Below are 23,644 nucleotides of genomic sequence, written 5' to 3' on the forward strand. Positions count from 1 at the left end.
CTTTTTTTGTCATCCCTAAAATCAAAACCATGACCAGCATCGGCAAAAAGATCCTTTCGGCTTTCGTGGAAGTAACGGAGCACGACAACCCCGTGCCCCCATCCGAAGAGCCTCCCTCCGCAGGCACCCCTGCCCATTCCCCTTCCGCAGCAGACACCCGGTTCCGGGAGCACTTTGAAAAGCTGCTGCAAGAAGCCAACACGCCCGGGCCGGACTATTTCGAGTTTGCGAAAATGATCGACGCCCTGGGCGCCGTACCCGACGAAAAAGCACGGTACGCCGCCGCCTTCGCCGGCCTGAACGTGCAGGGCCTCAACCGGCAGCAACTGCTCTCCAGCGCGGATGCCTACCTGCAACTGCTCCAGGGCGATGCCGCCACCTTCCAGGCCACGCTGGATACCGCCCAGCAGGAAAAGGTTTTCCAGAAAAAGGCGGAGATCGAGGCCAAAGGCCGCCGCATTGAGCAACTGTCCCAGGAGATTACCGTGCTGCACCAGCAGCTGGCAGCGCTGAACAACGAGATCCGTGAAAGCGAGGAAAAGCTGGCCGCCAGCTCCGCCGCCTATACGGCGGAACTCCACCGCATCCAAAGCCGCATCGAACAAGACCTTCAGAAAATCCGGCAACATATAGCAGGAGAATAGGCAATAAGCAATAGGCAATAGGCAAACACGCAATAGCCGGGGGCGGTCCGCCGCCGGCTATTGACGGAACGCCTCCTGCTGCCCGCAACTTTCTGTTTTTCCCTGTTTAGCGCACCATCTAAAAAAACAAATCAATCATGAACGAGACGATTCATACAACGAAAACCACGGGCTGGTTTTCGGAACCCAAAAACATTGCTACCGCTGTCGTCGGCCTGTCCCTGGCGGCCGGCCTGGCCTATGGCTTTACCATCTATGTGCTGCCCTGGCTGGTCAGCGTTACCTGGACCCTCATCAACCTGGTGATCGGCGGTATCCTTCTCGGCGCCCTGCTGATGATCGTCACCAGCAAAAAGTTCTGGAGGGCCATTAAATACTTTTCCGAATTCCTGGCCAACTATACCATCGGACTGGCCATCGAGCTGAACCCCTTCAACATCCTGCAGGCCCGGATCGACCAGGGCTACGAGGACCGCAATACCCTGTACAAACAGGCCGGCCGCCTGAAGGGCAAGCAAAGCGAGCTGATGGATAAGCTGCAACAAAAGGAAAAAGAGCTGTCCCTGAACATCCAGAAGGTAAAGATCCTGCAGGCGGAAGGCGGCAACGCCCGTCAAAAAGACCTTTATGCCAACAACGTGCTGCGCTGCCGCGAATACATCGACAACGTAACGCCCATCGTCGGCGACCTGAACAAGCTGATCTCCTTTGCCGAAATGGCTTACGAGGAAAGCGGCCTCCTGCTGGAAGACGCCAAAATGGACCTGGAAGCCAAAAAGGACCTGTACTACTCGGTCACCACCGGCCTGTCGGCCGTGAGCAGCGCCATGAAAGCCTTCCGGGGTGATGACGACCTGAACCGCGACGCCGAAAAAGCCCTCGCCCTCCTGAAACAACAGATCGGCGAAAAGGTGGGCCACATCAAATCGGCCATCGACGTCACCTCCCGCTTCCTGGACGACCGCGTCCTGGAAGACCGCGCCCAATCGGCCCAGGCCATGGAACTGATCAACCACTACGACTTCAACCCGCACTACAACTATTCCGACCAGTCGCTGAAAAACAACCAGCACGCCGGCCGGCTGAACGATGTGCGGGTGAATGACCGGCACCGGGGACTGCTCGAGTAAAGTTTACGCGTTTACGGGTTTACGCGTTTACGCGTTCCTTCGGCTACCGCTGTTCCCCCATTCCTAATTAACCAATGAACCAATTAACCAATTCCTTATTCCATAAACAACCTAAAACCACATAAAATGGCTATTAAATTAAAACCTGCGGGTAAATTACTGATCATTGCCGCTGTAGTGACAGCGGGTATAACCGGCGTACGCTGGTACCAGAACCGTCCGAAAGAAGTGGGCGCATCGCTGGAAGTGGGGCGTGTGGCCCTGCCCGATGCACCGGAGGCCTCCCTGAGCGGCAAGGCCGTGCAGCTGGAGCTGCCCGGCTCTTCGCCTGCGGCGAATGGTGGTACGGTCATCACCTGGGAACGCATGGCCTGGAACAGCCAGTTCTCGGGCATGTATGCCAACGGCGGCCGCCGCACCACCCAGGGCTCCCTCTTCGACAAGGCCCGCCTGGACGTGACCTACCTCCGCCAGGACGACTGTAACCAGCAGATGGCCGACCTGGTGAAATTCGCTTCCGATTACAAGAAGAATGGGGCCACCCCGGGCGTGCTCATCACCTTCATGGGCGACGGCATGCCGGCCTTTATGACGGCGCTGGCAAAAGAGCTGGAACCCCTGGGCCCCGAATACCAGCCCATCATCCTGCCCCTGTCCCACGGTAAATCGTACGGCGAAGACCAGGTGATGGCGCCCCCTTCGTGGAAGGCCGACCCTCATCATGCGGTGGGCAAATGCGTGGCCGGCGTGCTGCGCGACGGCGACATCAACATTCTGCTGAAATGGGCCGGCGACAACGGGCTGAAGGTGAACCCCGATGAAACCACGTACGACGCCGAGGCCATCAACCTGGTCGCCGCCAGCGACTTCCTGGACGCCCCCAACAAGTACATTACGGGCTACACGGAAAAAAGAAGGGTGGTGCAGAACGGCCGCACCACCGGCCGCGATACCATCGTGGGCGTGGACGGTGTGGCCACCTGGACGCCCGGCGACGTGAACGTGGCCACCCGTAAGGGCGGACTGGTGACCCTGGCCAGCACCCGCCAGTATGCGGCCCAGATGCCCAACCAGACCATCGCCATCAAAAAGTGGGCGTACGACCACCGCACCGACGTGGAGAACATGATCATCGCCCTGGCCCAGGCCGGCGACCAGGTGCGCTCGTTCAACGAAGCCAAGGCCTTTGCCGCCCAGGTGAGCGCCGAGGTGTACGGCGAGCAAACACCCGAATACTGGCTGAAATACTTTAACGGCGTGGAGGAGACCGACCTCCGCGGCCTGAAAGTCACGCTGGGCGGGTCGGCCGTGTTCAACCTGGCCGACATGGCCAATACCTACGGCCTGGGCGCCGACAAGGTAGACCGCTACAAAGCCGTGTACAACACCTTCGGCAGCCTGATGGTGAAAATGTACCCGGCCCTGATGCCCTCCTTCCTGCCGTATGAAAAAGCGGTGGACAAGTCCTTCCTGTTTTCCGTGCTCTCCAACCACCCCGAGCTGATGGAAGGCAAGGCCCTGGAAGCCACCTATGCCGGGGAGATCCGCTCGAAGGTTTCCTCGAGGTCCTACAGCATCGAGTTCGAAACCGGTTCGGCCGTGATCCGGCCGGCCTCTTATCCCCTGCTGAACGAGATCTTCCAGTCGGCCGTGGTAGCCGAGGGCCTGAAGCTGGGCGTGTACGGCCATACCGACAACCAGGGCTCCGATGACGTGAACCGGCCCCTGTCCCAAAAGCGGGCCGCGGCCGTTGGGGCCTACCTGCAGCAGAAAGGCCTGAAGGAACAACGAATGGAGGTGAAAGGCCTGGGCGCTGCGCAGCCGGTAGCCTCCAATGACTCCGAGGGGGGCCGCCGTAAGAACCGCCGCGTGGAGATCGTGCTGGGTGAGTAACCGGAAGTATGAAAAAGGGAGGGGGAGCCCTTCCCCTCCTGCTTTCTTCCCGGAACCGCAAAAATCCTTTTCAAAAAATGAAGCAAACCTTTCAACCCTTTGGCCGGGTCAGCCGGCAAACTTTCTTGCTGCTGCTGGTGGTACAGGCGGTGCTGGCGCTGCTGTTCTGGCAAACCGCCTCCGATGGCCTGATCCCGCGGCCGGGCAGGGTGGCTGGCGCCTTTTTGCACCTGCTGACCACGCCCCTGCTGTTCGACCATCTGCTCATCAGCCTGGGACTCACCCTGCGGGCCATGGGCTATTCGCTGGTGATCACCCTGGCCTTTGCCTACCTGTCGGTGGTGCCCTTCTTCCGGGGACTGGCCCAGTTCCTGGTCAAATGCCGCTACCTGACCCTTACCGGCCTCATTTTCATTTTTACGCTGCTCACCAAGGACGGCGGCCAGCTGAAGCTGTCGCTGCTGGTGTTCGGCATCGTGCCCTTTTTCCTGACCTCCTTCCTGGCGGTGATCGTACAGGCCGACCGGCAGGAATACGAACTCTGTCAAACGCTGGGGTATAACCGCTGGCAAACCCTCTGCGAAGTGATCGTTGTGGGCAAGGCCGACCAGGTGCTGGAGATCCTGCGCCAGAACTTCGCCATCGCCTGGCTGATGATCACCCTGGTGGAAGGCCTGAGCATGAGCGAAGGCGGCATCGGCACCCTGCTGATCAAGTATAACCGCTACAACGACCTCACCCAGGTGCTGGCCCTCCAGCTGGTGATCTTTTCCACCGGCCTGATCCTCGACTTCCTGCTGGGGACCCTCCGTCACTGGCTGTTCCCGTACACCAAACTGCAAACCTCCAACGCATGACCCCACATACCAAAGCCGAATTGCTGCTGGAGGCCCAAGACGTCAGCCTCCGCTACGGCACCCGCCTCATCTTGCGCGACATCAACCTGCGCCTCCACAACATTACCCGCCCCGGCCTGCAGCAGGGGCAGGTCGTATCGCTCATCGGCCGCTCGGGGGTAGGCAAGACCCAGTTGTTCAAGCTGCTCTCTGGCCTGCAGGCGCCCAGCACCGGCACCATCCGCCTGCAGGACGGCCGCCCCGTAAAAGCCGGCGACATGGGCGTGATCTTTCAGAACTATTACCTCTTTCCCTGGCGCACCCTGCACCAGTCGCTGCTGCTGGCCGCCCGCATGAACCCGCAGCTGAAAGGAACGGAAAAGGAAGCGGTCGAAAAATACGCCGCCGACTTCGGGCTGGCGGCCCACCTGCAGCAGTACCCCCAACAACTGTCGGGCGGGCAGCGCCAGCGGGCCAGCATCATCCAGCAACTGTTGAAAGGGTCGGACTTCCTGCTGCTCGACGAGCCCTTTTCGGGCCTCGACGTCTGTGTGCTGGATAAGGTAACGGACCTGTTGCGGCAAGTGTCGCTCTCCGACGAATGGAAGACGCTGGTGATCGTGTCGCACGACATCGCTACGGCCACCGCCCTCTCGGACACCGTGTTCATCCTGGGGCGGGAAGAGGGCCTTCCGGGCGCTACCATTAAAAAAGAGATCGACCTGGTGGAACGGGGCCTTGCCTGGCAGCGCGACATTAAGACCCAAACAGCGTTCACGAACACCCTGGAAGAAATTAAAAAATATTTGTAAGTACCGGCAGCGTAGATAAATGAAGAAAAGTTGTAATTGGGGACATATTGTTGAGCATATGGTGCTCTTTTTTCCCCTAATTGCCGGAAAGAAATGGGGAATAAGCTGATGAATTTGCCGGCAACTGTCCTCCCCCATCCTGAAATTCAATATTTATTTACCCTCCGCCCAAATACAATTATCCCCCTAAAGGCTTGCTGGCACAGTTGTTTACATACAAAGTATTAATGCTAAATAACCATCTTATGCTGTTTGGAAACTGGACAATAACGGAAGAAGGGATCGCCTGGAAAGGCAAAGGGTTCAGCCGTTTCGAAATTCCCCGCGAGGGCCTGAACAAGATCCGGCAGGATGAAAACGGCGCCAATTGGTACGAATGGATCTTGCTGGCGACCGAGGAGGACTGGCTGACCCAGAACGACCTGTACGACCTGAATTATGCCTTTGTGTATGCCATTGGAAAGTATGGTCTTGACTTCGACTACGATACTTTCGACGACACCCTGGAACTGCAGTTTGAGCAGTTCGAGACGGAGGATGCTGAGGAAGATGATTAGGTGTAATCGAAAAAAACCGGGGCGGAAAGGTCCGCGCCCCGGTTATCCCGCCCGGGTAAGCCCTGCTTGCCCGGGCTTTTTTTATAACTTTTATAACCGGGTCACTTCCAGCTCCTTGCCCGTTAAGGCAAAGAACAGGTTTTGCAACTGGTGCAGGCTGTGCAGCTTCAGGCGCTTGCGCAGCTTGTCGTTCACCAGCCACAGCCCGTCCTCGTCGAGGATCTGCACCGGGTGCAGGTGCCAGAGCGGGCCGATGTATTCGATCTCGTCGCGCTTGAAGCCGCAGCCCTCCAGGTGCGCCTCCGTCAGGTGGATGGGCCGGAAGTCTTTTGACACGTCGGCCGGCGCGTGCTCTTCGGTCTGCACCAGCAGCTTTCCGTCCGCGGCCTGCAGGCCTGCAACCGTTGCGGCCACCGGCTCCGAACCGTCGTGCCGGCAAAGCCACAGCTTGTTTCCTATGCGTAATTCGTTGGCGTGTACCATGGCGTGAAAATAAGGCCTTTTTACGCCTTTTCCTTTTGCCCGTTGTCCGGACGCTGCTTGAACACCTTGAACAGGAAATAAAACGAAGGGATCACCAGCAGCAGGCCCACGAACAGGGCGATGAGCAACTGGTACTGGGTGGCCTCGGGCGCCGCCGTATTGTAGAAGGTCAGGTGGTTGCCGTTCTTCTCGTACACCAGGATGGGAAACTGGATTGCGAACCAGCCCACCATGATCAACACTACCTGCACGCTGATGGCCGCCCGCAGGTAGGCCGTATTGGGGTGGTGAAACAAATAGAAAATGACGGGAATGAACAGCGTTACCAGGCTGAAAGCGGTAATGCTGATGCCCGAGCGGAAAAAGCTTTTGACCAGGTGGTGGTCGCCGACCTCCGCGGCAATGAACACCAGCACGCCCATGGCGAAGGTGAGCGCAAAAAACAGCTTCGACAGCCGCACGTACCGCTGCTGCTCGATGGGATAGGTAGCCTCGCCGACCAGGAATACCGCTGCTATGTAACCAAACAGGAAGGTGGAAAACAGGCCCACGCTGAAGCAAAACGGGTTGAACCAGGGCTGGATGAAGCGCTCGTGGAACGAGCCGGTATTGCTGAGGGTAATGTCGCCATAGATCATGGCGCCGAGGGTGATGCCCAGGAAAACGGGCGTCAGGAAGCTCGATACCTGGAAGAGGGCCGTATAGTATTTGTGCGATTTGTCGTGGGTGACGTCGTAATGGCGGAAGGTAAAGAAGGAGCCCCGGAGCACGATGCCGATCAGCACCACCATCAGCGGGATGTGCAGCGCCACGCTGATGGCGGCATACACCTGCGGAAAGCCGGTGAAGATGATCACGATGGCCAGGATCAGCCAGACGTGGTTGGCCTCCCATACGGGGGCGATGGCTTTGGAAATAAGCTTCTCTCCTTTCCTTCCGGCAAAGGTTTCCACGATGCCGGCGCCGAAGTCGGCGCCGCCCAGCAGGGTGTAGAGGATAAAGGCTACGGCCAGTATGGCGATGATGATAATGAGCATGGTTTAGGAGTTTGTGTTACGGGCCGAAGGGTACAGGGTTTCCACGGTGGCGATCTGGCGGCGCATGAGCCAGAACAAAAACAGGGTCAGCAGCAGGTACACCACGATGATGGTGTAGAGTGAATACTGCAGGCCGGGCATGGACGAAACGGCGTCCTTGGTTTTCATGACGCCGTAGATGATCCAGGGTTGGCGGCCCACCTCGGTAACGGTCCAGCCCGCCTCTACGGCCAGGAAGCCCAGGGGGGTCATCAGGGCAATGAACACCAGCCACCATTTTTTCTCCAGCAGGTGGCGCCAGCGCTGCAGGCTGAAGAGCAGGTACAGCAGGCCGGCCAGCGCCAGCAAAGAGCCGCAGCCCACCATCACCTGGAAGGCCAGGTGGGTGATCAGCACGGGCGGCCGCTCTTCTTTGGGAAATTTATCCAGCCCCGTTACTTCGGCTTTAAAATCGCCATGGGCCAGGAAGCTCAAAAGGCCGGGCAGGTGCACGGCATAATCCACCCGCTGTTCCTTTTCGTTGGGCAGGCCGCCGATCACCAGCGAGGCGGGCCGGCTGGTATGGAACAGGGCTTCGGCCGCCGCCAGCTTGGCCGGCTGCCTTTTGGCGATGTCCTTGGCGGAAAAGTCGCCGCTCAGGGGCTGCAGCAGGGCGGCTACGGCACCAAAGGCCAGGGCGATGCGGGTGGCGGTACGGTGGAATTCGTTTTTGCGGTTTTTGATCAGCAGGAAAGCATGCACGCCGGCCACCGCAAAGGAGGTGGCCACGAAGGCCGCCAGCGTCATGTGCAGGGCCTGCGACAGCCAGGCCTCGTTGAACATGGCCGCTACCGGGTCGATATTCTTTGCCCCGCCGTTCTGCCAGTCAAAGCCGGCGGGGCTGTTCATCCAGGCGTTGGCCGACACCACGAAGATGCCCGACAGCACCCCCGAAAAGCTGACCACGGCGCCCGAGATCCAGTGCACCCATTTGTTCAGGCGGTTCCAGCCGTACAGGAACACGCCCAGGGCGATGGCCTCGACGAAGAAGGCGGTTCCCTCCCACGAAAAAGGCATCCCGATAATGGGGCCGGCATGTTTCATGAACTCGGGGAACAGCAGTCCCAGCTCGAACGACAGCACCGTGCCCGACACGGCGCCCACGGCAAAGAAGATGGCCACGCCCTTCGACCAGGCCTTGGCGACATCGATATACACTTGCTTGTTGGTGCGCAGCCATTTCCATTCGGCAAAGGCCATGAGAATGGGCATGGTCATGCCGATGCAGGAAAAGATGATGTGAAAACCCAGGGACAGGGCCATTTGCGTCCGGGCCGCTATAAGATCCTCCATGTGCGGTGTTTTGGTCAAAGGTCCTTGAAACGGGCAAATTACCGTCATGGACTTTCCCACAAGGGGTTAACGCACCCGCTCCATCATCCGCTCGGGCTGCGAGAGCGGGCGGAAGCCAAACTGTTGGTACAGGCCGTGGGCGTCCAGGGTGCCGAGGCCCCAGCGCTTTACCTCCTGCAGTTCCGGGTGGCTAAAAATTTCCTGCATCAGGAGCTTGCCCAGGCCCTGGCCCCGGTAGTCTTCGAGAATAAAAACGTCCATCAGCCAGGCAAAAACGGCGTAGTCGGTCGCCACCCGGGCAAAGCCCACCTGCCGCTTTTGTTCGTCATAGAGCCCGAAGCAAAGCGAGTTGGCAATGGACCGCTCCACCGTTTCGCGGCTCCGGCCCCTGGCCCAATACGAGCGGTTGCTCAAATAATCCCAGACCAGGTCTATGTCCAGTAAGGTTTTGTCGTTGGAGATCGAGAAGGTTGTTGTTTCCATTTAGCGTAAAATAAAAGTATTTATTTATTGCCTGAAAGCACCCCTCCGCTGAAACCACCTCAAATTCCTACTTTTGCGGCATGTTCGTAGATGACGCACTTATAGAAAAGCTGGCGCAGCTGTCGATGCTGCAGTTCAGCGAAGCCGAAAAAGAGGAAATCAAGGGCGACCTGCAGAAGATGATCGGCTTTATCGACAAGCTGCAGGAGCTGGACACCACCGGCGTGGAGCCGCTGATGCACATGAGCGAGGAGGTGAACGTGCTGCGTGCCGACACCGTGGGCAACATGATCGGCCGTGAAGAGGCCCTGAAAAACGCCCCCCGCCACGATGCCGCCTATTTCCAGGTGCCCAAGGTGATTAAAAAATAAGCAACCAAAGCCGCCTCCATGCAAACGCAGGGCATTATTCATCTGGAAGCTATCCGCAAGAACTACTACCTCGGTAAGCAGGTCATCGAAGTGCTGAAAGGCATTTCCCTGGATATTTTCAAAAACGAATACGTGGCCCTGATGGGACCCTCCGGCTCCGGCAAAAGCACCCTCATGAACATCCTGGGCTGCCTCGACACCCCCACCGACGGCCGTTACGTGCTCAATGGCAGCGACGTCAGCCACATGACGGACAACGAGCTGGCCGATGTGCGCAACCAGGAGATCGGCTTCGTGTTCCAGCAGTTCAACCTGCTGCCGCGGCTGACGGCCCTCGAAAACGTGGCCCTGCCCCTGGTGTATGCCGGCCTTCCCAAAAAGCAGCGGACCGAAAAAGCCCGCTACGTGCTGGACCAGGTAGGCCTGTCGGACCGCAGCCACCACCGCCCCAACGAAATGAGCGGCGGCCAGAACCAGCGCGTGGCCATCGCCCGCGCCCTCGTCAACGACCCTTCCCTCATCCTGGCCGACGAACCTACCGGCAACCTCGACTCGAAAACCTCCTACGAGATCATGGACATCTTCGGGCAGATCCATGCCGGGGGCAATACCGTGGTGCTGGTGACCCACGAAGAAGACATCGCCCACCACGCCCGCCGCATCATCCGCCTGCGCGACGGGGTCATCGAAACCGACAGCGTCCGGGAAGTCCCCCAGCCCGCGCCGGGACGATAGCGCTTTTTCCTCTCTTTTTCTTTACTTTCCCCCCATGGCTACAAAAATCTATACGAAAACGGGCGACAAGGGGGCCACCTCCCTGATCGGGGGTACCAAGGTGCCCAAAAGCGACCTGCGCATCGAAACCTACGGAACGGTGGACGAATTGAATTCGTGGATCGGCATGGTCAACGACCAGCTCCAAAGCCCCGAATTCACCAACGAGCTGCGCGACATCCAGGACCGCCTGTTCACCATCGGCGCGGCGCTGGCCTGCGATGCGGAAAAGGAGCCGAAAATGAAGCTGCCCGACCTGCACGATACCGACATCCGCCTGCTGGAAACAAAGATCGATGAAATGACGGCCCAGCTGCCGCCCATGAAATCCTTCCTGCTGCCCGGCGGCCATGTGACGGTTTCCTCCCTCCATGTATGCCGCTGCGTCTGCCGCCGCGCCGAACGGCTGGCCGTCAACCTCCAGCAGCACGACCTGTTCGTGGAGCCCAAAGTGATCATCTACCTCAACCGCCTGAGCGACTACCTCTTCGTGCTGGCCCGCTACACGGCCCAAAAGCTGGGCGTTGAGGAGATTCCCTGGAAACCACGGGTGTAGGAATTGGTTAATTGGTTAATTGGGATATTAGGGTTTCAGGTCGAAACAGTTTTCCTGCAGGGAAGAGGGTCCCGCACCCTTCCATGCAGCGTGTTCCACCTCCCCGAATTAACCAATTAACCAATTAACCAATACCTTTTCCGTTCAGGAATGCATTCTCCCATCCTTCATGACCAGCATGCGGTCGCTTTGGTGGGCGAGTTCTTCGTTGTGGGTAACGATGAGGAAGGTTTGGTTGAATTTATTGCGCAGGTCGAAGAAAAGCTGGTGCAGGTCGCGGGCGTTGGCCGAGTCGAGGTTACCGGTAGGTTCGTCGGCAAAGACCACGGTGGGGTTGTTGATCAGGGCGCGGGCCACGGCGACGCGCTGCTGCTCGCCGCCGGAAAGGGCGGCCGGCTTGTTTTCAAGGCGGTGGCTGAGGCCCAGCATCGATAGCAGCTCTTCGGCCCGCTCCCGCACCTGGGTGCGGCGGGCCGAGCCGATCCAGCCGGGAATGCACACGTTTTCCAGGGCCGTAAACTCCGGCAGCAGGTGGTGAAACTGGAACACGAAGCCGATATTGCGGTTACGGAAGGCCGCCAGCCGCTTGCCCGACAGGCGGGTAATGTTGTGGTGACTCAATTCCACTTCGCCGGCATCGGGCTTGTCGAGGGTTCCCAGAATGTGGAGCAGGGTGCTTTTGCCTGCCCCGGAAGAACCGACGATGCTGACGATCTCCCCGGGCTGCACGTCTATGTCCACGCCTTTGAGTACTTCCACCTCCCCGTACTTTTTATGAATGTTTCTTGCTGATAATATTGCCATGGGTTCTGCCAAAAATCAAATATCCATAAACAAAACGGTACCGCAATGCCGGGAGCCGCAGAAGGCATTTGGAAAATTGACGAATAACCCTACTTTTGCGGAAATTAGGAGTGTCGTGTCTCTTCCGGCACGAAAATTATAATTGAATTTTTATTAACCCATTACTTAAATAAAATCGACATAAGATGTTCTGGACATTAGAATTAGCCTCCTACCTGGAAGATGCCCCCTGGCCCGCAACCAAGGACGAACTGATCGACTACTCCATCCGTTCTGGCGCCCCTATTGAAGTAGTTGAAAATTTGCAGGAGCTGGAAGACGAAGGCGAAGTGTACGAAAGCATCGAAGACATTTGGCCCGACTATCCCTCGCAGGAAGACTTCCTCTTTAACGAAGACGAATACTAGCAGTTACCCCATTCCGGGAATAAAAAGAATAACCCAAAAAGCCTCCACGCAAGTGAAGGCTTTTTTTATGCAGGGGAAAACGCCCCTACCCGTAAACTTTATAGTGGTTGGCAATCATCTTTTCATAGATCGATTCCGGCAGGAGGCGCTTCAGCAGCACGGATACCTTTTCCAGGGGCTTGCCTACCCGGATGCAGCGGGGCACTTTTTTCATTACCATGATGTTTTCCACCACCGGGCCGAAGGCTTCGGGGGCCATGCCGCCGCTCACGCTGTCGTTGACCAGGCGGTAGCACCGTTCAAAGCTCTCCTTATACACATTGCCCTGGGCCAGGGGGGCGGTAATGCGGTTCTTGTTGATGTCGGTGCGGATGCCGCCCGGCTGCACGTAGCAGGCCTGCACCCCAAAAGGCGCCAGCTCGATGCGCAGGGCCTCGGTGATGCGGTCGAGGGCCGCCTTGCTGGCGCTGTACACGCCGCGGTACGGCAGGCCGGTTTCCGAACCGATGGAGCTGATGTTGATGATCAGTCCGCTGCGCTGCTGCCGCATGGAGGGCAGTACGGCCTGGCTGGTACGGATCACGCCCAGCACGTTGGTGTCGAACACCCGCTGCACGTCGGCGGCGGCCACCGATTCAATGGGACCGGCAATGCCCAGGCCGGCATTGTTGATCAGCACATCGATGCGCCCGTGCCGTTGCACGATGGTTTCCACGGCCCGGCGGATGCTTTCCTCGCTGCCCACATCCATATTCAGGACATTATAAGCGGCCGAGCCCTGCTCGATATGGCGCGAAGTGGCGTAGACGGTATGGCCCTTGCCGGCCAGGTAACCGGCCAGGGTAGCGCCCAGACCCGTGGAAGCGCCGGTAATGAGTATAACTTTCGACATGCGGTACGTTGATTTGAGGTGCAATATTAAACCAGATTCCGTTAAATAGGCGGACACAAAAAAGCCCCGGCAACCGCCGGGGCCCAATAAGTAGAATAAAAGGATATATCCCTGGTTCACAAACGCTTCCCTCCAAATATCCCAATTAACAAATTAACCAATCCCTACTTCACTGCTTCCGCCATTTGCTGTACCAGGGCCTCGCTGACGCCGGTAAAGCTGAAGCCGCCGTCGTGGAAAAGGTTCTGCATCGTAATGTAGCGGGTGAAGTCGGAGAACATCAGCATGCAGAAGTTGGCGCAGTCGTCGGCCGAAGCGTTGCCCAGGGGGCTCATTTTTTCGGCGTAGTCGATGAACATGTCAAAGCCTTTCACGCCGCTGCCGGCAGTGGTGCGGGTGGGCGATTGCGATACGGTGTTCACCCGTACTTTGCGGCGTACGCCGTAGTGGTAGCCGAAGCTGCGGGCCACGCTTTCCAGCAGGGCCTTGGCATCCGCCATCTCGTTGTAGTCGGGAAATACGCGCTGGGCGGCGATGTAGCTCAGGGCCACCACGCTGCCGCCTTCATTCAGGGCGTCCATATCCCAGGCGGTCCGCAGCACGCGGTGCAGGCTCATGGCCGAAATATCCAGGGTCTTCTGGTTCCAGTCGTAGTTCAGGTCGGTATAGTGCTTGCCTTTGCGTACGTTCAGGCTCATGCCGATGGAGTGCAGGATGAAGTCAATGCCGCCGCCGAAATGCTTTTGCGCTTCTTCGAACAGCTTTTTCAGGTCCTCCATGTTCGTTACGTCGGCACCGATGACGGGCGCCTGCACGGCCTCGGCCAGCTTGTTGATCTCTCCCATGCGCAGGGCTACCGGGGCGTTGGTCAGCACCAGCTGGGCTCCTTGCTCGTGGCACTTCAGCGCTGTTTTCCAGGCGATGGACTTTTCATCCAGTGCACCGAAAATGATTCCCTTCTTGCCTTGCAGTATGTTATTGGACATAAATTGTTTTTTTGAAATGGGTAAAAATAATCGTTAATAACCGTTCCTCCCCAGGGCACGGAAAGCCCGGCCCGGGGCAGCAAAGAAAAGCGTTTGTTCCTTAACGGGCAAGTCCCGACCAGTTATAAAGGATAAATAACACGCCGTACAGCACGAACAGGCCATACTGCAGCGGCGCCACCGCGTACACCAGCAGGGTCAGCAGGCCCAGGACGGCCAGGACCACGGTGGCCTTGCCGCGCCAGCCTTTGCCCGCCCAGCGCACGGGATATTCCATTTCGCCGAGGGGCAGCGCCAGCGACACGCTGACCAGGCCGGCAAAGAATAAAGAAGACCCATAGGCTGTACCGGCAGCCAGGTCGGTAAAGGACAGGCCGACAGCCGTAAGGCCCGCCACCAGGGCGGTAACCACGCTCAGGGACGACCAGCGCTCCGAGGCGGTAAGGGCGTGCTTGCCCACGGGGTGGAACAGCAGGAAAAAGTTAGCGATGGAATTGATGCTCCACGAAGTCACTACCAGCAGGATATACACCCCCATCAGCAGCCAGGCCAGGGAATTGGTGTGCTCGTATTTTTCAAACACGTTGATCAGGATGCGAAAGACGATGTACAGGGCGATGGGCAGGAAGGTCTGCATCTTTTTTCCCTTGTCGCTCAGCCAGAAGCTGTATTGCAGCATCCACCGGTAAGGCGGCACTTTCGATTTCAGCGATTCCTTCAGGCCCCGGCGGGAGCTTTCCTGGTTAGGATTGATGCGCAGCGCCTCCAGGAAGTGCTGGTTGGCCAGCTGGTGCTTTCCTTTTTCCAGAAAATTCCAGCCCACGGTGGCATGGGTGATTTCGTTGTCGGGGTCCTGGGCCAGGGCTTCCTGCATGGTTTCGATGGCCGCCTCGGTCCGCCGCAGCTTGTTCAGCGCCCGCGAACGGGCGTTCAGGCAGGTAAGGTTTTCCGGGTCCTGGGCCAGGCCTTCGTCGGCTTTGGCCAGCGCCGGTTCAAAAGCCTTTTCCTCCAGGAGGAAAAAAGCGTACATGCCGTAGTATTCGGCGCAGTAGGGCGCCAGCTGAATGGCGATGTCGCCGGCTTCCTTGGCAGGCCCCAGTTGCCCCTGGTGGTAATGGGCAAACCCCAGCAGGTAATAGAAATAGCTGTTCTCCGGGTCCAGGGCAATGGCCTGCTGCAGCAGCAGGATGCCTTCGTCGTAGCGCTGGGCGCCGAAGCAGCAGCGGGCCAGCAGGCAGAGGGCGTCGCCGTTATTGGGTTCCTGGGCGAGCGCCTGTTTGACGGCCACCTCCGCATCCTTGACGCGGCCCTGCTGGAGCAGCAGTTCGGCCCGCTGCAGGAAAAGCGAAACGTCCACCATACTACTTCTTGATTTTGAGGTACTTTAAAATGTCGTCGTACAGCCCCGACTCGTTGGCGTAGAGGGCGTAGTTGCGGGCGGAGGCAAACCATTCCTGGGTGGTGGGCCGGTGTTGCTTGGCCGCCTTTTGCAGGTCCTTGGTGCCGATCGGCTGGATCTTTCCCTTGGCCATGGATTCTTTCAGCTTGTCTTCCACGGCGATGTCGATCACGGCATTCAGGTCGGCGCCGGAATAGCCCTCGGTGGCGGCAGCCACCTTGGCGGCGTCCACGTCCTCGGCGGGTTTTCCCTGCAGCAATGATTTCAGGATCTCTTCGCGGGCTTCGCGGTCGGGCGGCTCCACAAACAGGATGCGGTCGAAGCGGCCGGGCCGGCGGAAGGCCGGGTCCACGCTCCAGGGCGCATTGGTGGCGGCCAGGATCAGCACCCCTTCGTTGTCGGAGGCGACGCCGTCGAGCTCGGACAGGAACTGGTTGATCACGTGGCGCATGCCCGACTGGCGCAGGTCGCTGCGGCTGGCGCCCATAGCGTCCACCTCGTCGAAAAACAGCACGCAGGGGGCGTTCTGGCGGGCCAGCTCGAAAATGTCGTGCAGGTTCTTTTCGCTGTTGCCCATCCACATGTCGAGGATATCGTGCAGGCCGATGTTGATGAATTTGGCGTTGATCTCGCCGGCGGTGGCGCGGGCAATAAAGGTTTTGCCGCAGCCCGGGGGGCCGTACAGCAGGATGCCGCCGCCGATCTTTTTGCCAAAAGCCTTGTACAGGTCGGGGTTCTGGAGGGGCTGGATGATTTTGAGGGAAATTTCTTCCTTCACGCGCTGCATGCCGCCCACGTCGGCAAAGCGGGTATCGGGCTTTTGCAGGAAAAAGCCGCCCAGGCCGTCCGCGTCCTCGCCTTCGGGCATCCAGGCGGGTGCCGAGGGCAGCCGCAGGTGGCCGTCGATCTCCTCGTCGGTGAAGCCGGGGTTCAGGGCCACCAGCTCCTGGTACAGGTGCAGGGCCTGCTGCAACGCTCCTTCCTTAATCAGGCATTTGATATAGCGGACCTGGTCGTCGAGCGGCAGGTTGCCGGCCAGTTGTTCGTATATGATCAGGGCGGTAGAGAATTTCGACTGGTGGAAATAGCTCTCGGCCAGTCCCAGTTGCGCCCGGGTATTGCCATAGCTTTTTTCCAGGACGGTCTGGTACTGCTCGGCGGCTTCCTCGTACTTGCCCTGCTGCAGCAGCAGCGAGGCCAGGTGCAGCCGCAGGGGTACGTTTTCCGGGGACAAAGCCAGCGCTTCCAGCAGGCTTTCGATATAGTCATTCTTCATAGCTAAGAGAATAAAGAGAGAAAAGAGAAAAAGAGAGAACGAGATGGGGGAATGGAGAAGGGGGCTCCCCGTCAGTCCATGACCATTTCGCGGGCGTTTTCCAGGGCGGCCGGCGTCGGCTTTTCGCCGCTGAGCATCTGGGCGATGGCCAGGATGCGCTCGTCGGTATTGAGCACGCGTACGCCGGTGGTCACCACGTCGTTTTTCACGGACTTGTGCACAAAGAAGTGGGTGTCGGCCTTGCCGGCGATCTGGGGCTGGTGGGTGATGCAGATCACCTGGCGGGCCCGGGCCAGCTCCTTCATGATGATGCCGACCTGCTTAGCCGCCTCACCCGAGATACCGGTATCGATCTCGTCGAAGATCATGGTGGGCAGGTTGATGGACTGGGCCACCAGCGACTTGATGCACAGCATCAGGCGGCTCAGCTCACCGCCGCTGGCTACCTTGCGCAGGGGCTGGAACTGGTTGCTCTTGTTGGCGTCGAAGAGGAATTCCACCTCGTCGCAGCCGGTAGCGTTCAGGGCCACCTGGCGCACCTGCACCTTGATGCGGGCGTTGGGCATGCCCACCTGCCGCAGCATGGTGTTCACCTTTTCCTGCAGGGGCTCGATGACGGTCTTGCGGGCGGCGGACAGCCGGACGGCGATCGCTTCGGCGGCGGCCACGCCTTCGGCATACTGGCGCTCGGCAGTGGCGATTTCTTCGTCGATATTGAGCACGGCTTCCAGCTTCTCGGCCAGGGCGTTGCGGATCTGCAGCAGCTCGGCGGTGGTTTTGACGCCGTGCTTTTTCAGCAGGCGGTAGCCCAGCGACAGGCGCTCGTTCATCCGCTCGATAGTGGCGGGGTCGTAGCTGATATGGCCGTGGATGCGGTCGAGCTCTTCGGCAATGTCCTGCATTTCGATATAGGCCGACTCCAGGCGCTGCACCACTTCGGGCAGCTCGGGATGCAGGGAGGCATACTGCTGCAGGGGGCTGAGCAGCGACTTGAGGTGGCGCACGATGGGCTCCTCGCTTTCCTGCAGGTCATAATAGGCTTTGGCCAGGGCGTTCCTGATGCCCTCGGCATTGGTCAGCAGCTTCAGCTCGGTATCGGTTTCCTCCAGTTCGTTTTCCTTAAAGCCGGCTTCGTCCAGCTCGTTGAACTGGAACTGGTGGTAGTCGAACTCCTTGTCGAACTGGGCCTTGCGGGTTTTGAGGTCCTCCAGGCGGCGCCTGGCCCCCTGGGCTTTATCGAAGAGGCCGCGGTATTGTTTCAGCAGGGGAAAGTTGGCGGCCAAGGCGTCGAGCACTTCGCGCTGGAAGTCGCTGTCGCCCAGCTCGATGGTGTCGAACTGCTGGTGCAGGTCCACCAGCAGGCTGGTGATCTGCTGCAGCTGTCCCAGGTTGACGGGGGTATCGTTCACAAAGGCCCGCGACTTGCCGCTGGGAGCGATCTCGCGGCGCACCACCAGGTCGTCCAGCACGTCCAGCTCGTTGGCTTTCAGGAAGTTGAGGACCTGCTCGTCGCTGTTTTTGAAAACGCCTTCGATGACGCACTTGCGCTCACGGTTGAGCAGGTAAGCGGTATCGGCACGCTGGCCCAGGATCAGGCCCAGCGCTCCCAGGATAATCGATTTCCCGGCGCCGGTTTCCCCGGTCAGTATATTTAAATGAGAGGAAAAGCCGATCTCCAGCTCATTGATGATGGCATAATTCTGAATGGATAACTTGCTCAACATAATTCGGGCAACAAAGTAAAACAATTCCCCGTTCCGGCAGGAAAAAGAAGCCGGTTTTAACGGATTTATCGGGCCGTCCGAGCGGGCAAAAAAAAGCCCCGGTCCTGCCTGATGCGGACGGGGGCTCATCTGATATTTACAAAAAACTTATTTCACTTCGATGGAGTCGGTCAGGTCCGCGTCTACCAGGATGCGGCCGCAGTTTTCGCACACCATGATCTTTTTGCGTTGCTTGATCTCGCTTTGCTTCTGGGGCGGAATGGAGTAGAAGCAGCCGCCGCAGGCATCCCGCTCTACCGGCACCACGGCCAGGCCGTTGCGGAAGTTGTTGCGGATCTTGTCGTAGCTGGCCAGCAGGCGGGGGTCCACGCCTTCGCGGGCTTCGGCAGCCAGCTCATGAAAATGGGTTTCCTCTTTTTCGGTAGCGGCGATGATCTTTTCCAGTTCGCCCTTCTTGCTGTTCAGAACGCCTTCCTTGGTGGCAATGGCTTTTTTGGCCTTTTCCAGGAACACGCTTTTTTCGCCGATCTCTTCGTTGGCGTCCTTGATATGTTTTTCGCACAGCTTTACTTCCAGCTGCTGCATTTCGATTTCCTTGTTGATGGCTTCAAACTCCCGGTTGTTCTTCACGTTCTCGCTCTGCTTCTCGTACTTCTTCACCAGGGCCTGGGCTTCCTTGATGGCCTCGCGCTTTTGCTCGATGAACTCGTTAATGCCGTTGATCTCCTCCTCAATCCGTTGCTGGCGGGCATGCAGGCCCTGGATCTCGTCTTCCAGGTCGGCCACTTCAATCGGTAATTCGCCTTTCAGCACCTTGATTTCATCCAGCTTCGATTCGATCTTTTGCAGGGTGACCAGGCCGGTCAGCTTTTCTTCCACCGAAAATTCTTTAACGTTCGCCATATGATGTTTCTAGTTTGTATTTTTTTTGATAGAAAGTTCCAGAGTTCCTGAGTTCCAGCGTTCCTGGAACTTCGGCCCCTCCCGTTTCTCAATTTAGGTAAAATAATGAATGGGATTCGTGTTCACCCCGGATTTTAGGACGGCAAAGGTAGGAAATTTTTGCAGCAAAAGGTCCCGGAGCAGGTCTACGGTAAATTGCTCGCTTTCGTAATGGCCGATGTCGGCGATCACCATCCGGCCCTCGGCGTCGAAGAACTCGTGGTACTTGACGTCGGCGGTCACGAATACATCCGCTCCCTGCTGCAGCGCCCGCCTGATCAGGAAGGAGCCGGCCCCGCCGCAGACGGCCACCCGTTCGACCGGCCGTCCCCGCAGGGGCGTGTGCCGGATGGCGCCCACCCGGAAGGTATCTTTCAAAAATCGCAAAAAATCCTTTTCTTCCAGGGGCTGCTCCAGGCGGCCGATCACACCGGCGCCAATGCCCATGTGCACGTTCTCCATGGCAAAAACGTCGTAGGCCACCTCCTCGTAGGGATGGTGCTCCACCAGGGCCTTCACCACCTGCGCCTCCAGGTAAGCGGGGAATACGATCTCGATTTTGGTTTCCTTTTCCTGGTGCTGTTGGCCCACCTCGCCCACGTAGGGGTCGGCACCCGCTTCGGCTTTGAAGGTGCCGGTACCCTCGGTATTGAAGCTGCACTCGGAGTACTGGCCGATATGCCCCGCCCCGGCGGCAAACACCGCCCGGCGCACTTCTTCGGCCTTGTCCACCGGTGCAAAGGTGATGAGCCGGCGCAGCACCTTGGCCTTGGGCTGCAGGATGGTAATGTCCTGTAACTTCAACTGGGAGGCGATCTTCCCGTTGACGCCCAGGATCACGTTATCGAGGTTGGTGTGGGCGGCGTAGATGGCAATATCGTTTTTGATGGCGGCGATCACAACCTGCTCTACGTAATTACGGCCGTTGAGCCGCTTCAGGCCCCGGAAAACGATGGGGTGGTGCGCCAGGATGAGGTTGCAACCCCGGTCCACCGCTTCCTGTACCACTTCCGGGGTCACGTCCAGGGTGCAGAGCACGCCGGTACAGCTCCAACTGCCGTTTCCGGTGATCAGGCCGGCATTATCGTATTCTTCCTGCAGTTCGGGGGCGGCAAAAGCCTCGATAGCTGCCAGTAATTCGTTAATTTTCATGGTTGTAAATTTATATATTGTACCCGCTAAACCAGCCATGCTTTTGAAACCGATCAATACCATTATCAGCGACATCGTACAGAACGCCAATACCGAACGGATCCGGGACATTGAAGAGATCCAGCGCCTGCGGGCGGCCAAGCAACTGCGCCACCGGATCCGCAACGAAGTGCAGGACCTGATGATGACGCTGCTGGGGGTGCTGTCGGCGGGTTTCGGTCTCAAAGGTTTTTTAATGCCCAACGGCTTTATCGACGGGGGCGTCACCGGTATCTCGCTGCTGGTCAACCACGAAACCACTATTCCCCTGTCGCTGCTGATCGTCACCCTCAACCTGCCGTTCGTGCTGCTGGGCTATAAACAGATCGGCCGGATATTCGCCCTGAAAAGTATCGGGGCCATCCTGCTGCTGGCCGTGGCGGTCCTCGTCCTCCCCTACCCCATTGTAACCGATGACAAGCTGCTGGTATCGGTCTTCGGCGGCTTTTTCCTGGGAGCGGGCATCGGCCTGGCTATCCGGGGCGGTGCGGTGATCGACGGCACCGAGATCCTGGCCATCTTCATCAACCGCCGCAGCAGCCTGACGGTAGGCGATATTATCCTGATCCTCAACATCATCATCTTTTCGGTGGCCGCCTCTCTGCTGAGCATGGAAGTAGCCATGTATTCGGTACTTACCTACCTGTCGGCTTCCAAAACGGTGGACTTTATCCTGGAAGGTATCGAGGAATTTACCGGCGTGACCATCATTTCCAACCGCAGCAAGCAGGTCAGCGACATGATCCAGAACCAGATGGGCCGGGGCCTGACCATTTACTCGGGCAAAAAAGGCTTTGGCAAACGGGGCGAGGCCCATGCCACCGACATCATCTTTACCGTCATCACCCGCCTGGAGATCAACCGGCTGACCACCGAAGTGGAACGCATCGACCCCCACGCCTTCATCGTCATGCAAAGCATCAAGGACACCCGCGGGGGCATGGTGAAGAAGTTGCCGCTTAAGAAATAAGGAATTGGTTAATTGGGATATTAGGAATGGGGGAAGTCCCTGATTATAGAATAATATATGTACTTGCCAGTGGAGGGCCCCAATTAACGAATTAACCAATTAACTAATTTCCCAATTAACTAATTCCCCGGCGAAGCCTAGATTTGCGGCATGAAAAACACCCGGGAATTATATGCAAGCTACCAGTTGCGCCTGCAGCGCATTGCCGACCTGCGCAATGCCAACGCCGTGCTGCAATGGGACCAGGAAACCTACCTGCCACCCAAGGGAGCGGCCCTCCGCGGCCAGCAGATCAGCACCCTGTCCGAACTGGCCCACCAGTTGTTCACCGAGGACAGCCTCGGCGACCTGCTGCAGGAACTGGCCCACCGGGACGACGTTTCGTTTCCCGAAAAACGAAACGTCGAGCTGACGCTGGAAGACTACAACCGGAATAAAAAATATTCCTCGGCCTTTGTGCGCCAAATGAGCGAACAGGTCAACAAAACCTACCATGCCTGGATCGAAGCCCGCCGCGGCAACAGCTTCGCCCTGTTTGAAAAAGACCTTACCGCCCTGGTGGAGCTGAAAAAGCAGGAAACCGACATCCTCGGCTACGAGCACCACCCCTACAACGCCCTGCTGAACGAATACGAAAAGGGCTGCACCGTGGAACTGCTCGACCGCACCTTCGGCCATATCCTTCCCGACCTGAAGGAGCTGACCGGCCGCATTGCCGCCAAGCCCCAGGTAGACGACACCTTCCTGTTCCAGCACTTCCCGCGGCAGCAGCAATGGGACTGGGGCATGCACCTGATCAAAGAGCTGAACTTCAACCTCGACGCCGGCCGGCAGGACGTGAGCGAACACCCCTTCAGTACCTCCTTTAACCCCGGCGACGTCCGCATCACCACCCGCATCGACGAGAACGACCTGGGCAACATGACCTGGAGCTGCATCCACGAAGTGGGCCACGGCCTGTACGAACAGGGACTGCCCGAAGACCAGTACGGCCTGCCCCTGGGCGAAGCCTGCTCGTACAGCATCCACGAGTCGCAATCGCGGCTCTGGGAAAATAACGTGGGCCGCAGCCGCACCTTCTGGCAGCACTACCTGCCCCAGCTGAAACAATACTTCCCCGGCCAGCTGGCCCAGGTGGACCTGGAACAGTTTTACCGCGGCATCAACCGGGTGCAGCCCTCCCTGATCCGCACGGAAGCCGACGAGATCACCTACCACTTCCATGTGTACATCCGCTACCAGCTGGAAAAAAGCCTGATCGAAGGCACCCTGGCGGCCAAAGACCTCCCGGCCTTCTGGAACGAACAGTACAAAAAGCTGCTGGACGTGCAGGTGCCCGACGACAAGCGGGGCTGCCTGCAGGACGTGCACTGGAGCCACGGCAGCTTCGGCTACTTCCCCACCTACAGCCTGGGAAGCTTTTACGCCGCCCAGCTGTATGCAGCGGCCCAAAAAAGCCTCCCGAACCTCGAACAGGAAATCGCAACCGGCAATTCCCGGTCCCTGCTCCAGTGGCTGCGCAGCGGCGTTCATGCCAAGGGCCGCATCCGGAACAGCGAGGAGCTTTGCCGCGAAGTGACCGGGGAAACACTGAACAGCGCCTATTTTCTCCAGTACCTGCTGGACAAATATGCCGGGATTTACTAACTTGTAGAAGAGCGTGCGGAAAACCGGGCGCTCCTTTACCAACCTGCAAACCCGAATGCTTATGCGGTACCTGCCGGCAATAGTGCTCCTGCTTTCCCTGACCTGCTGTAAAAAGATAAAGGAAAACATCCAGGAAGAAGCCGTACTGGATGTAGTCACTTCCGGCCAATGGAAGATCAGCAGGTTTCAGAAGGGCGATTCCACCCTCACCCGGGAATTTTCCGCCTACCGGTTCCGCTTCCAGGGAAACCTTAAGGTGGAAGCCCTCAAAGATGGAACCCCGGAAGCAGAGGGCACCTGGACCGGCGACCAGGCAACGCAAACCATCACCTCCCGGTTCACCACCACGCAACGGCCGCTGGTGCTGCTGAACGGAGCCTGGAAGATCAACCGCGGCAGCGAGTCTTTTGTCGAGGCTTCCCAGGCTCATAGCGAATCTACTTGCCATATAAGGCTGGAAAAGCTTTAGCTTTGCTAGTCAGGAACTTAGTCGCCGGC

The 23,644-nt window shown here is 58.3% G+C and carries 25 protein-coding genes; 13 read left to right on the forward strand and 12 right to left on the reverse strand.

Going from position 1 to position 23,644, the window contains the following annotated elements:
- Positions 1-29 precede the first annotated feature (29 nt).
- The 6 genes from V9K67_RS14845 (at position 30) to V9K67_RS14870 (ending at position 5,872) form a co-directional block, all read left to right on the forward strand.
- Complete coding sequence (locus tag V9K67_RS14845; RefSeq protein WP_336723733.1) at positions 30-644, forward strand: hypothetical protein; 615 nt, start codon at positions 30-32, stop codon at positions 642-644.
- Positions 645-781: 137 nt separating this feature from the next.
- Positions 782-1,774 carry a hypothetical protein gene (locus V9K67_RS14850; RefSeq protein WP_336723735.1) on the forward strand — a complete coding sequence of 331 codons (993 nt, stop codon included), beginning with the start codon at positions 782-784 and terminating at the stop codon, positions 1,772-1,774.
- Between the two features lie 126 nt (positions 1,775-1,900).
- Entirely contained in the window at positions 1,901-3,667 is a 1,767-nt protein-coding gene (locus V9K67_RS14855; RefSeq protein ID WP_336723737.1) for an OmpA family protein, read from the forward strand.
- A 77-nt stretch (positions 3,668-3,744) separates the two neighbouring features.
- Positions 3,745-4,524: an ABC transporter permease gene (locus V9K67_RS14860; protein WP_336723739.1), complete on the forward strand. Its 780-nt coding sequence runs from the start codon at positions 3,745-3,747 to the stop codon at positions 4,522-4,524.
- Positions 4,521-5,315 (forward strand): ABC transporter ATP-binding protein, encoded by a 795-nt coding sequence (locus V9K67_RS14865; RefSeq protein WP_336723741.1) that lies wholly within the window; start codon positions 4,521-4,523, stop codon positions 5,313-5,315. The genes V9K67_RS14860 and V9K67_RS14865 overlap by 4 nt, the downstream gene beginning before the upstream one ends.
- Positions 5,316-5,560: 245 nt before the next feature.
- Positions 5,561-5,872 carry a hypothetical protein gene (locus tag V9K67_RS14870; RefSeq protein WP_336723742.1) on the forward strand — a complete coding sequence of 104 codons (312 nt, stop codon included), beginning with the start codon at positions 5,561-5,563 and terminating at the stop codon, positions 5,870-5,872.
- A 90-nt stretch (positions 5,873-5,962) separates the two neighbouring features.
- On the opposite strand, the gene V9K67_RS14875 is transcribed toward V9K67_RS14870, so the two are convergent.
- The 4 genes from V9K67_RS14875 to V9K67_RS14890 all read right to left on the reverse strand — a co-directional run bounded on the left by V9K67_RS14875 (position 5,963) and on the right by V9K67_RS14890 (position 9,207).
- On the reverse strand, positions 5,963-6,355 hold the full coding sequence (locus tag V9K67_RS14875) for a hypothetical protein (protein ID WP_336723744.1): 393 nt from the start codon (positions 6,353-6,355) through the stop codon (positions 5,963-5,965).
- A 20-nt stretch (positions 6,356-6,375) separates the two neighbouring features.
- Complete coding sequence (locus V9K67_RS14880) at positions 6,376-7,392, reverse strand: cytochrome d ubiquinol oxidase subunit II (protein ID WP_336723746.1); 1,017 nt, start codon at positions 7,390-7,392, stop codon at positions 6,376-6,378.
- Between the two features lie 3 nt (positions 7,393-7,395).
- Positions 7,396-8,724 (reverse strand): cytochrome ubiquinol oxidase subunit I, encoded by a 1,329-nt coding sequence (locus V9K67_RS14885; RefSeq protein ID WP_336723748.1) that lies wholly within the window; start codon positions 8,722-8,724, stop codon positions 7,396-7,398.
- Between the two features lie 66 nt (positions 8,725-8,790).
- Positions 8,791-9,207, reverse strand: a complete 417-nt coding sequence (locus V9K67_RS14890) for a GNAT family N-acetyltransferase (protein ID WP_336723751.1) — start codon at positions 9,205-9,207, stop codon at positions 8,791-8,793.
- Positions 9,208-9,287: 80 nt separating this feature from the next.
- Between V9K67_RS14890 and gatC the strand changes: the two genes are divergently transcribed.
- Genes gatC through V9K67_RS14905 form a run of 3 tightly spaced genes read left to right on the forward strand, consistent with a single transcriptional unit; the run spans position 9,288 to position 10,908 of the window.
- Positions 9,288-9,578, forward strand: a complete 291-nt coding sequence (gene gatC / locus V9K67_RS14895; protein WP_336723753.1) for an Asp-tRNA(Asn)/Glu-tRNA(Gln) amidotransferase subunit GatC — start codon at positions 9,288-9,290, stop codon at positions 9,576-9,578.
- Between the two features lie 18 nt (positions 9,579-9,596).
- Entirely contained in the window at positions 9,597-10,313 is a 717-nt protein-coding gene (locus V9K67_RS14900) for an ABC transporter ATP-binding protein (RefSeq protein ID WP_336723754.1), read from the forward strand.
- 34 nt (positions 10,314-10,347) lie between these two features.
- Positions 10,348-10,908, forward strand: coding sequence for a cob(I)yrinic acid a,c-diamide adenosyltransferase (locus V9K67_RS14905; protein WP_336723755.1), 561 nt, complete (start codon positions 10,348-10,350; stop codon positions 10,906-10,908).
- Between the two features lie 144 nt (positions 10,909-11,052).
- Here the strand turns inward: V9K67_RS14905 and V9K67_RS14910 are convergent, their stop codons facing one another.
- Positions 11,053-11,667, reverse strand: coding sequence for an ABC transporter ATP-binding protein (locus tag V9K67_RS14910; protein ID WP_336723756.1), 615 nt, complete (start codon positions 11,665-11,667; stop codon positions 11,053-11,055).
- A gap of 230 nt (positions 11,668-11,897) precedes the next feature.
- Between V9K67_RS14910 and V9K67_RS14915 the strand changes: the two genes are divergently transcribed.
- Positions 11,898-12,119, forward strand: coding sequence for a DUF2795 domain-containing protein (locus V9K67_RS14915; RefSeq protein ID WP_073045655.1), 222 nt, complete (start codon positions 11,898-11,900; stop codon positions 12,117-12,119).
- A gap of 85 nt (positions 12,120-12,204) precedes the next feature.
- Here the strand turns inward: V9K67_RS14915 and V9K67_RS14920 are convergent, their stop codons facing one another.
- From V9K67_RS14920 to V9K67_RS14950, 7 genes are all read right to left on the reverse strand, one after another.
- Positions 12,205-13,011, reverse strand: a complete 807-nt coding sequence (locus V9K67_RS14920; protein ID WP_336723764.1) for an SDR family oxidoreductase — start codon at positions 13,009-13,011, stop codon at positions 12,205-12,207.
- Positions 13,012-13,175: 164 nt separating this feature from the next.
- Positions 13,176-13,997, reverse strand: coding sequence for an enoyl-ACP reductase FabI (locus tag V9K67_RS14925; protein ID WP_336723766.1), 822 nt, complete (start codon positions 13,995-13,997; stop codon positions 13,176-13,178).
- Positions 13,998-14,097: 100 nt separating this feature from the next.
- Positions 14,098-15,357: a tetratricopeptide repeat protein gene (locus V9K67_RS14930; RefSeq protein WP_336723768.1), complete on the reverse strand. Its 1,260-nt coding sequence runs from the start codon at positions 15,355-15,357 to the stop codon at positions 14,098-14,100.
- A 1-nt stretch (position 15,358) separates the two neighbouring features.
- Positions 15,359-16,672: an AAA family ATPase gene (locus V9K67_RS14935; protein WP_336723770.1), complete on the reverse strand. Its 1,314-nt coding sequence runs from the start codon at positions 16,670-16,672 to the stop codon at positions 15,359-15,361.
- Positions 16,673-16,743: 71 nt separating this feature from the next.
- Complete coding sequence (recN, locus tag V9K67_RS14940) at positions 16,744-18,396, reverse strand: DNA repair protein RecN (RefSeq protein ID WP_336723772.1); 1,653 nt, start codon at positions 18,394-18,396, stop codon at positions 16,744-16,746.
- A gap of 147 nt (positions 18,397-18,543) precedes the next feature.
- Entirely contained in the window at positions 18,544-19,299 is a 756-nt protein-coding gene (locus tag V9K67_RS14945) for a zinc ribbon domain-containing protein (RefSeq protein WP_336723774.1), read from the reverse strand.
- A 93-nt stretch (positions 19,300-19,392) separates the two neighbouring features.
- Complete coding sequence (locus tag V9K67_RS14950) at positions 19,393-20,490, reverse strand: Nif3-like dinuclear metal center hexameric protein (RefSeq protein ID WP_336723776.1); 1,098 nt, start codon at positions 20,488-20,490, stop codon at positions 19,393-19,395.
- A 43-nt stretch (positions 20,491-20,533) separates the two neighbouring features.
- Here V9K67_RS14950 and V9K67_RS14955 point away from each other — a divergent pair, with 43 nt between their 5' ends.
- From V9K67_RS14955 to V9K67_RS14965, 3 genes are all read left to right on the forward strand, one after another.
- Positions 20,534-21,499 (forward strand): YitT family protein, encoded by a 966-nt coding sequence (locus tag V9K67_RS14955; protein WP_336723777.1) that lies wholly within the window; start codon positions 20,534-20,536, stop codon positions 21,497-21,499.
- Positions 21,500-21,649: 150 nt separating this feature from the next.
- A complete protein-coding gene (locus V9K67_RS14960; RefSeq protein WP_336723779.1) occupies positions 21,650-23,146 on the forward strand; it encodes a carboxypeptidase M32 in 1,497 nt (498 codons plus the stop codon).
- 61 nt (positions 23,147-23,207) lie between these two features.
- Positions 23,208-23,615, forward strand: coding sequence for a hypothetical protein (locus V9K67_RS14965; protein ID WP_336723780.1), 408 nt, complete (start codon positions 23,208-23,210; stop codon positions 23,613-23,615).
- Positions 23,616-23,644 lie beyond the last annotated feature (29 nt).

The sequence above is a fragment of the Huijunlia imazamoxiresistens genome (assembly GCF_037132455.1).
Classification (GTDB): domain Bacteria; phylum Bacteroidota; class Bacteroidia; order Chitinophagales; family Chitinophagaceae; genus Flavisolibacter; species Flavisolibacter imazamoxiresistens.

Bases quoted from the DNA above. Each gene is read 5' to 3' on its own strand.
- V9K67_RS14860 (WP_336723739.1), top strand. From the start codon at position 3,745: ATGAAGCAAACCTTTCAACCCTTTGGCCGGGTCAGCCGGCAAACTTTC.
- V9K67_RS14930 (WP_336723768.1), bottom strand. From the start codon at position 15,357: ATGGTGGACGTTTCGCTTTTCCTGCAGCGGGCCGAACTGCTGCTCCAG.
- V9K67_RS14960 (WP_336723779.1), top strand. From the start codon at position 21,650: ATGAAAAACACCCGGGAATTATATGCAAGCTACCAGTTGCGCCTGCAG.
- V9K67_RS14935 (WP_336723770.1), bottom strand. From the start codon at position 16,672: ATGAAGAATGACTATATCGAAAGCCTGCTGGAAGCGCTGGCTTTGTCC.
- V9K67_RS14905 (WP_336723755.1), top strand. From the start codon at position 10,348: ATGGCTACAAAAATCTATACGAAAACGGGCGACAAGGGGGCCACCTCC.
- V9K67_RS14870 (WP_336723742.1), top strand. From the start codon at position 5,561: ATGCTGTTTGGAAACTGGACAATAACGGAAGAAGGGATCGCCTGGAAA.
- V9K67_RS14885 (WP_336723748.1), bottom strand. From the start codon at position 8,724: ATGGAGGATCTTATAGCGGCCCGGACGCAAATGGCCCTGTCCCTGGGT.
- V9K67_RS14890 (WP_336723751.1), bottom strand. From the start codon at position 9,207: ATGGAAACAACAACCTTCTCGATCTCCAACGACAAAACCTTACTGGAC.
- V9K67_RS14880 (WP_336723746.1), bottom strand. From the start codon at position 7,392: ATGCTCATTATCATCATCGCCATACTGGCCGTAGCCTTTATCCTCTAC.
- V9K67_RS14865 (WP_336723741.1), top strand. From the start codon at position 4,521: ATGACCCCACATACCAAAGCCGAATTGCTGCTGGAGGCCCAAGACGTC.
- V9K67_RS14875 (WP_336723744.1), bottom strand. From the start codon at position 6,355: ATGGTACACGCCAACGAATTACGCATAGGAAACAAGCTGTGGCTTTGC.
- V9K67_RS14850 (WP_336723735.1), top strand. From the start codon at position 782: ATGAACGAGACGATTCATACAACGAAAACCACGGGCTGGTTTTCGGAA.
- V9K67_RS14920 (WP_336723764.1), bottom strand. From the start codon at position 13,011: ATGTCGAAAGTTATACTCATTACCGGCGCTTCCACGGGTCTGGGCGCT.
- V9K67_RS14855 (WP_336723737.1), top strand. From the start codon at position 1,901: ATGGCTATTAAATTAAAACCTGCGGGTAAATTACTGATCATTGCCGCT.
- V9K67_RS14915 (WP_073045655.1), top strand. From the start codon at position 11,898: ATGTTCTGGACATTAGAATTAGCCTCCTACCTGGAAGATGCCCCCTGG.
- V9K67_RS14965 (WP_336723780.1), top strand. From the start codon at position 23,208: ATGCGGTACCTGCCGGCAATAGTGCTCCTGCTTTCCCTGACCTGCTGT.
- recN (WP_336723772.1), bottom strand. From the start codon at position 18,396: ATGTTGAGCAAGTTATCCATTCAGAATTATGCCATCATCAATGAGCTG.
- V9K67_RS14950 (WP_336723776.1), bottom strand. From the start codon at position 20,490: ATGAAAATTAACGAATTACTGGCAGCTATCGAGGCTTTTGCCGCCCCC.
- V9K67_RS14845 (WP_336723733.1), top strand. From the start codon at position 30: ATGACCAGCATCGGCAAAAAGATCCTTTCGGCTTTCGTGGAAGTAACG.
- gatC (WP_336723753.1), top strand. From the start codon at position 9,288: ATGTTCGTAGATGACGCACTTATAGAAAAGCTGGCGCAGCTGTCGATG.
- V9K67_RS14925 (WP_336723766.1), bottom strand. From the start codon at position 13,997: ATGTCCAATAACATACTGCAAGGCAAGAAGGGAATCATTTTCGGTGCA.
- V9K67_RS14900 (WP_336723754.1), top strand. From the start codon at position 9,597: ATGCAAACGCAGGGCATTATTCATCTGGAAGCTATCCGCAAGAACTAC.
- V9K67_RS14945 (WP_336723774.1), bottom strand. From the start codon at position 19,299: ATGGCGAACGTTAAAGAATTTTCGGTGGAAGAAAAGCTGACCGGCCTG.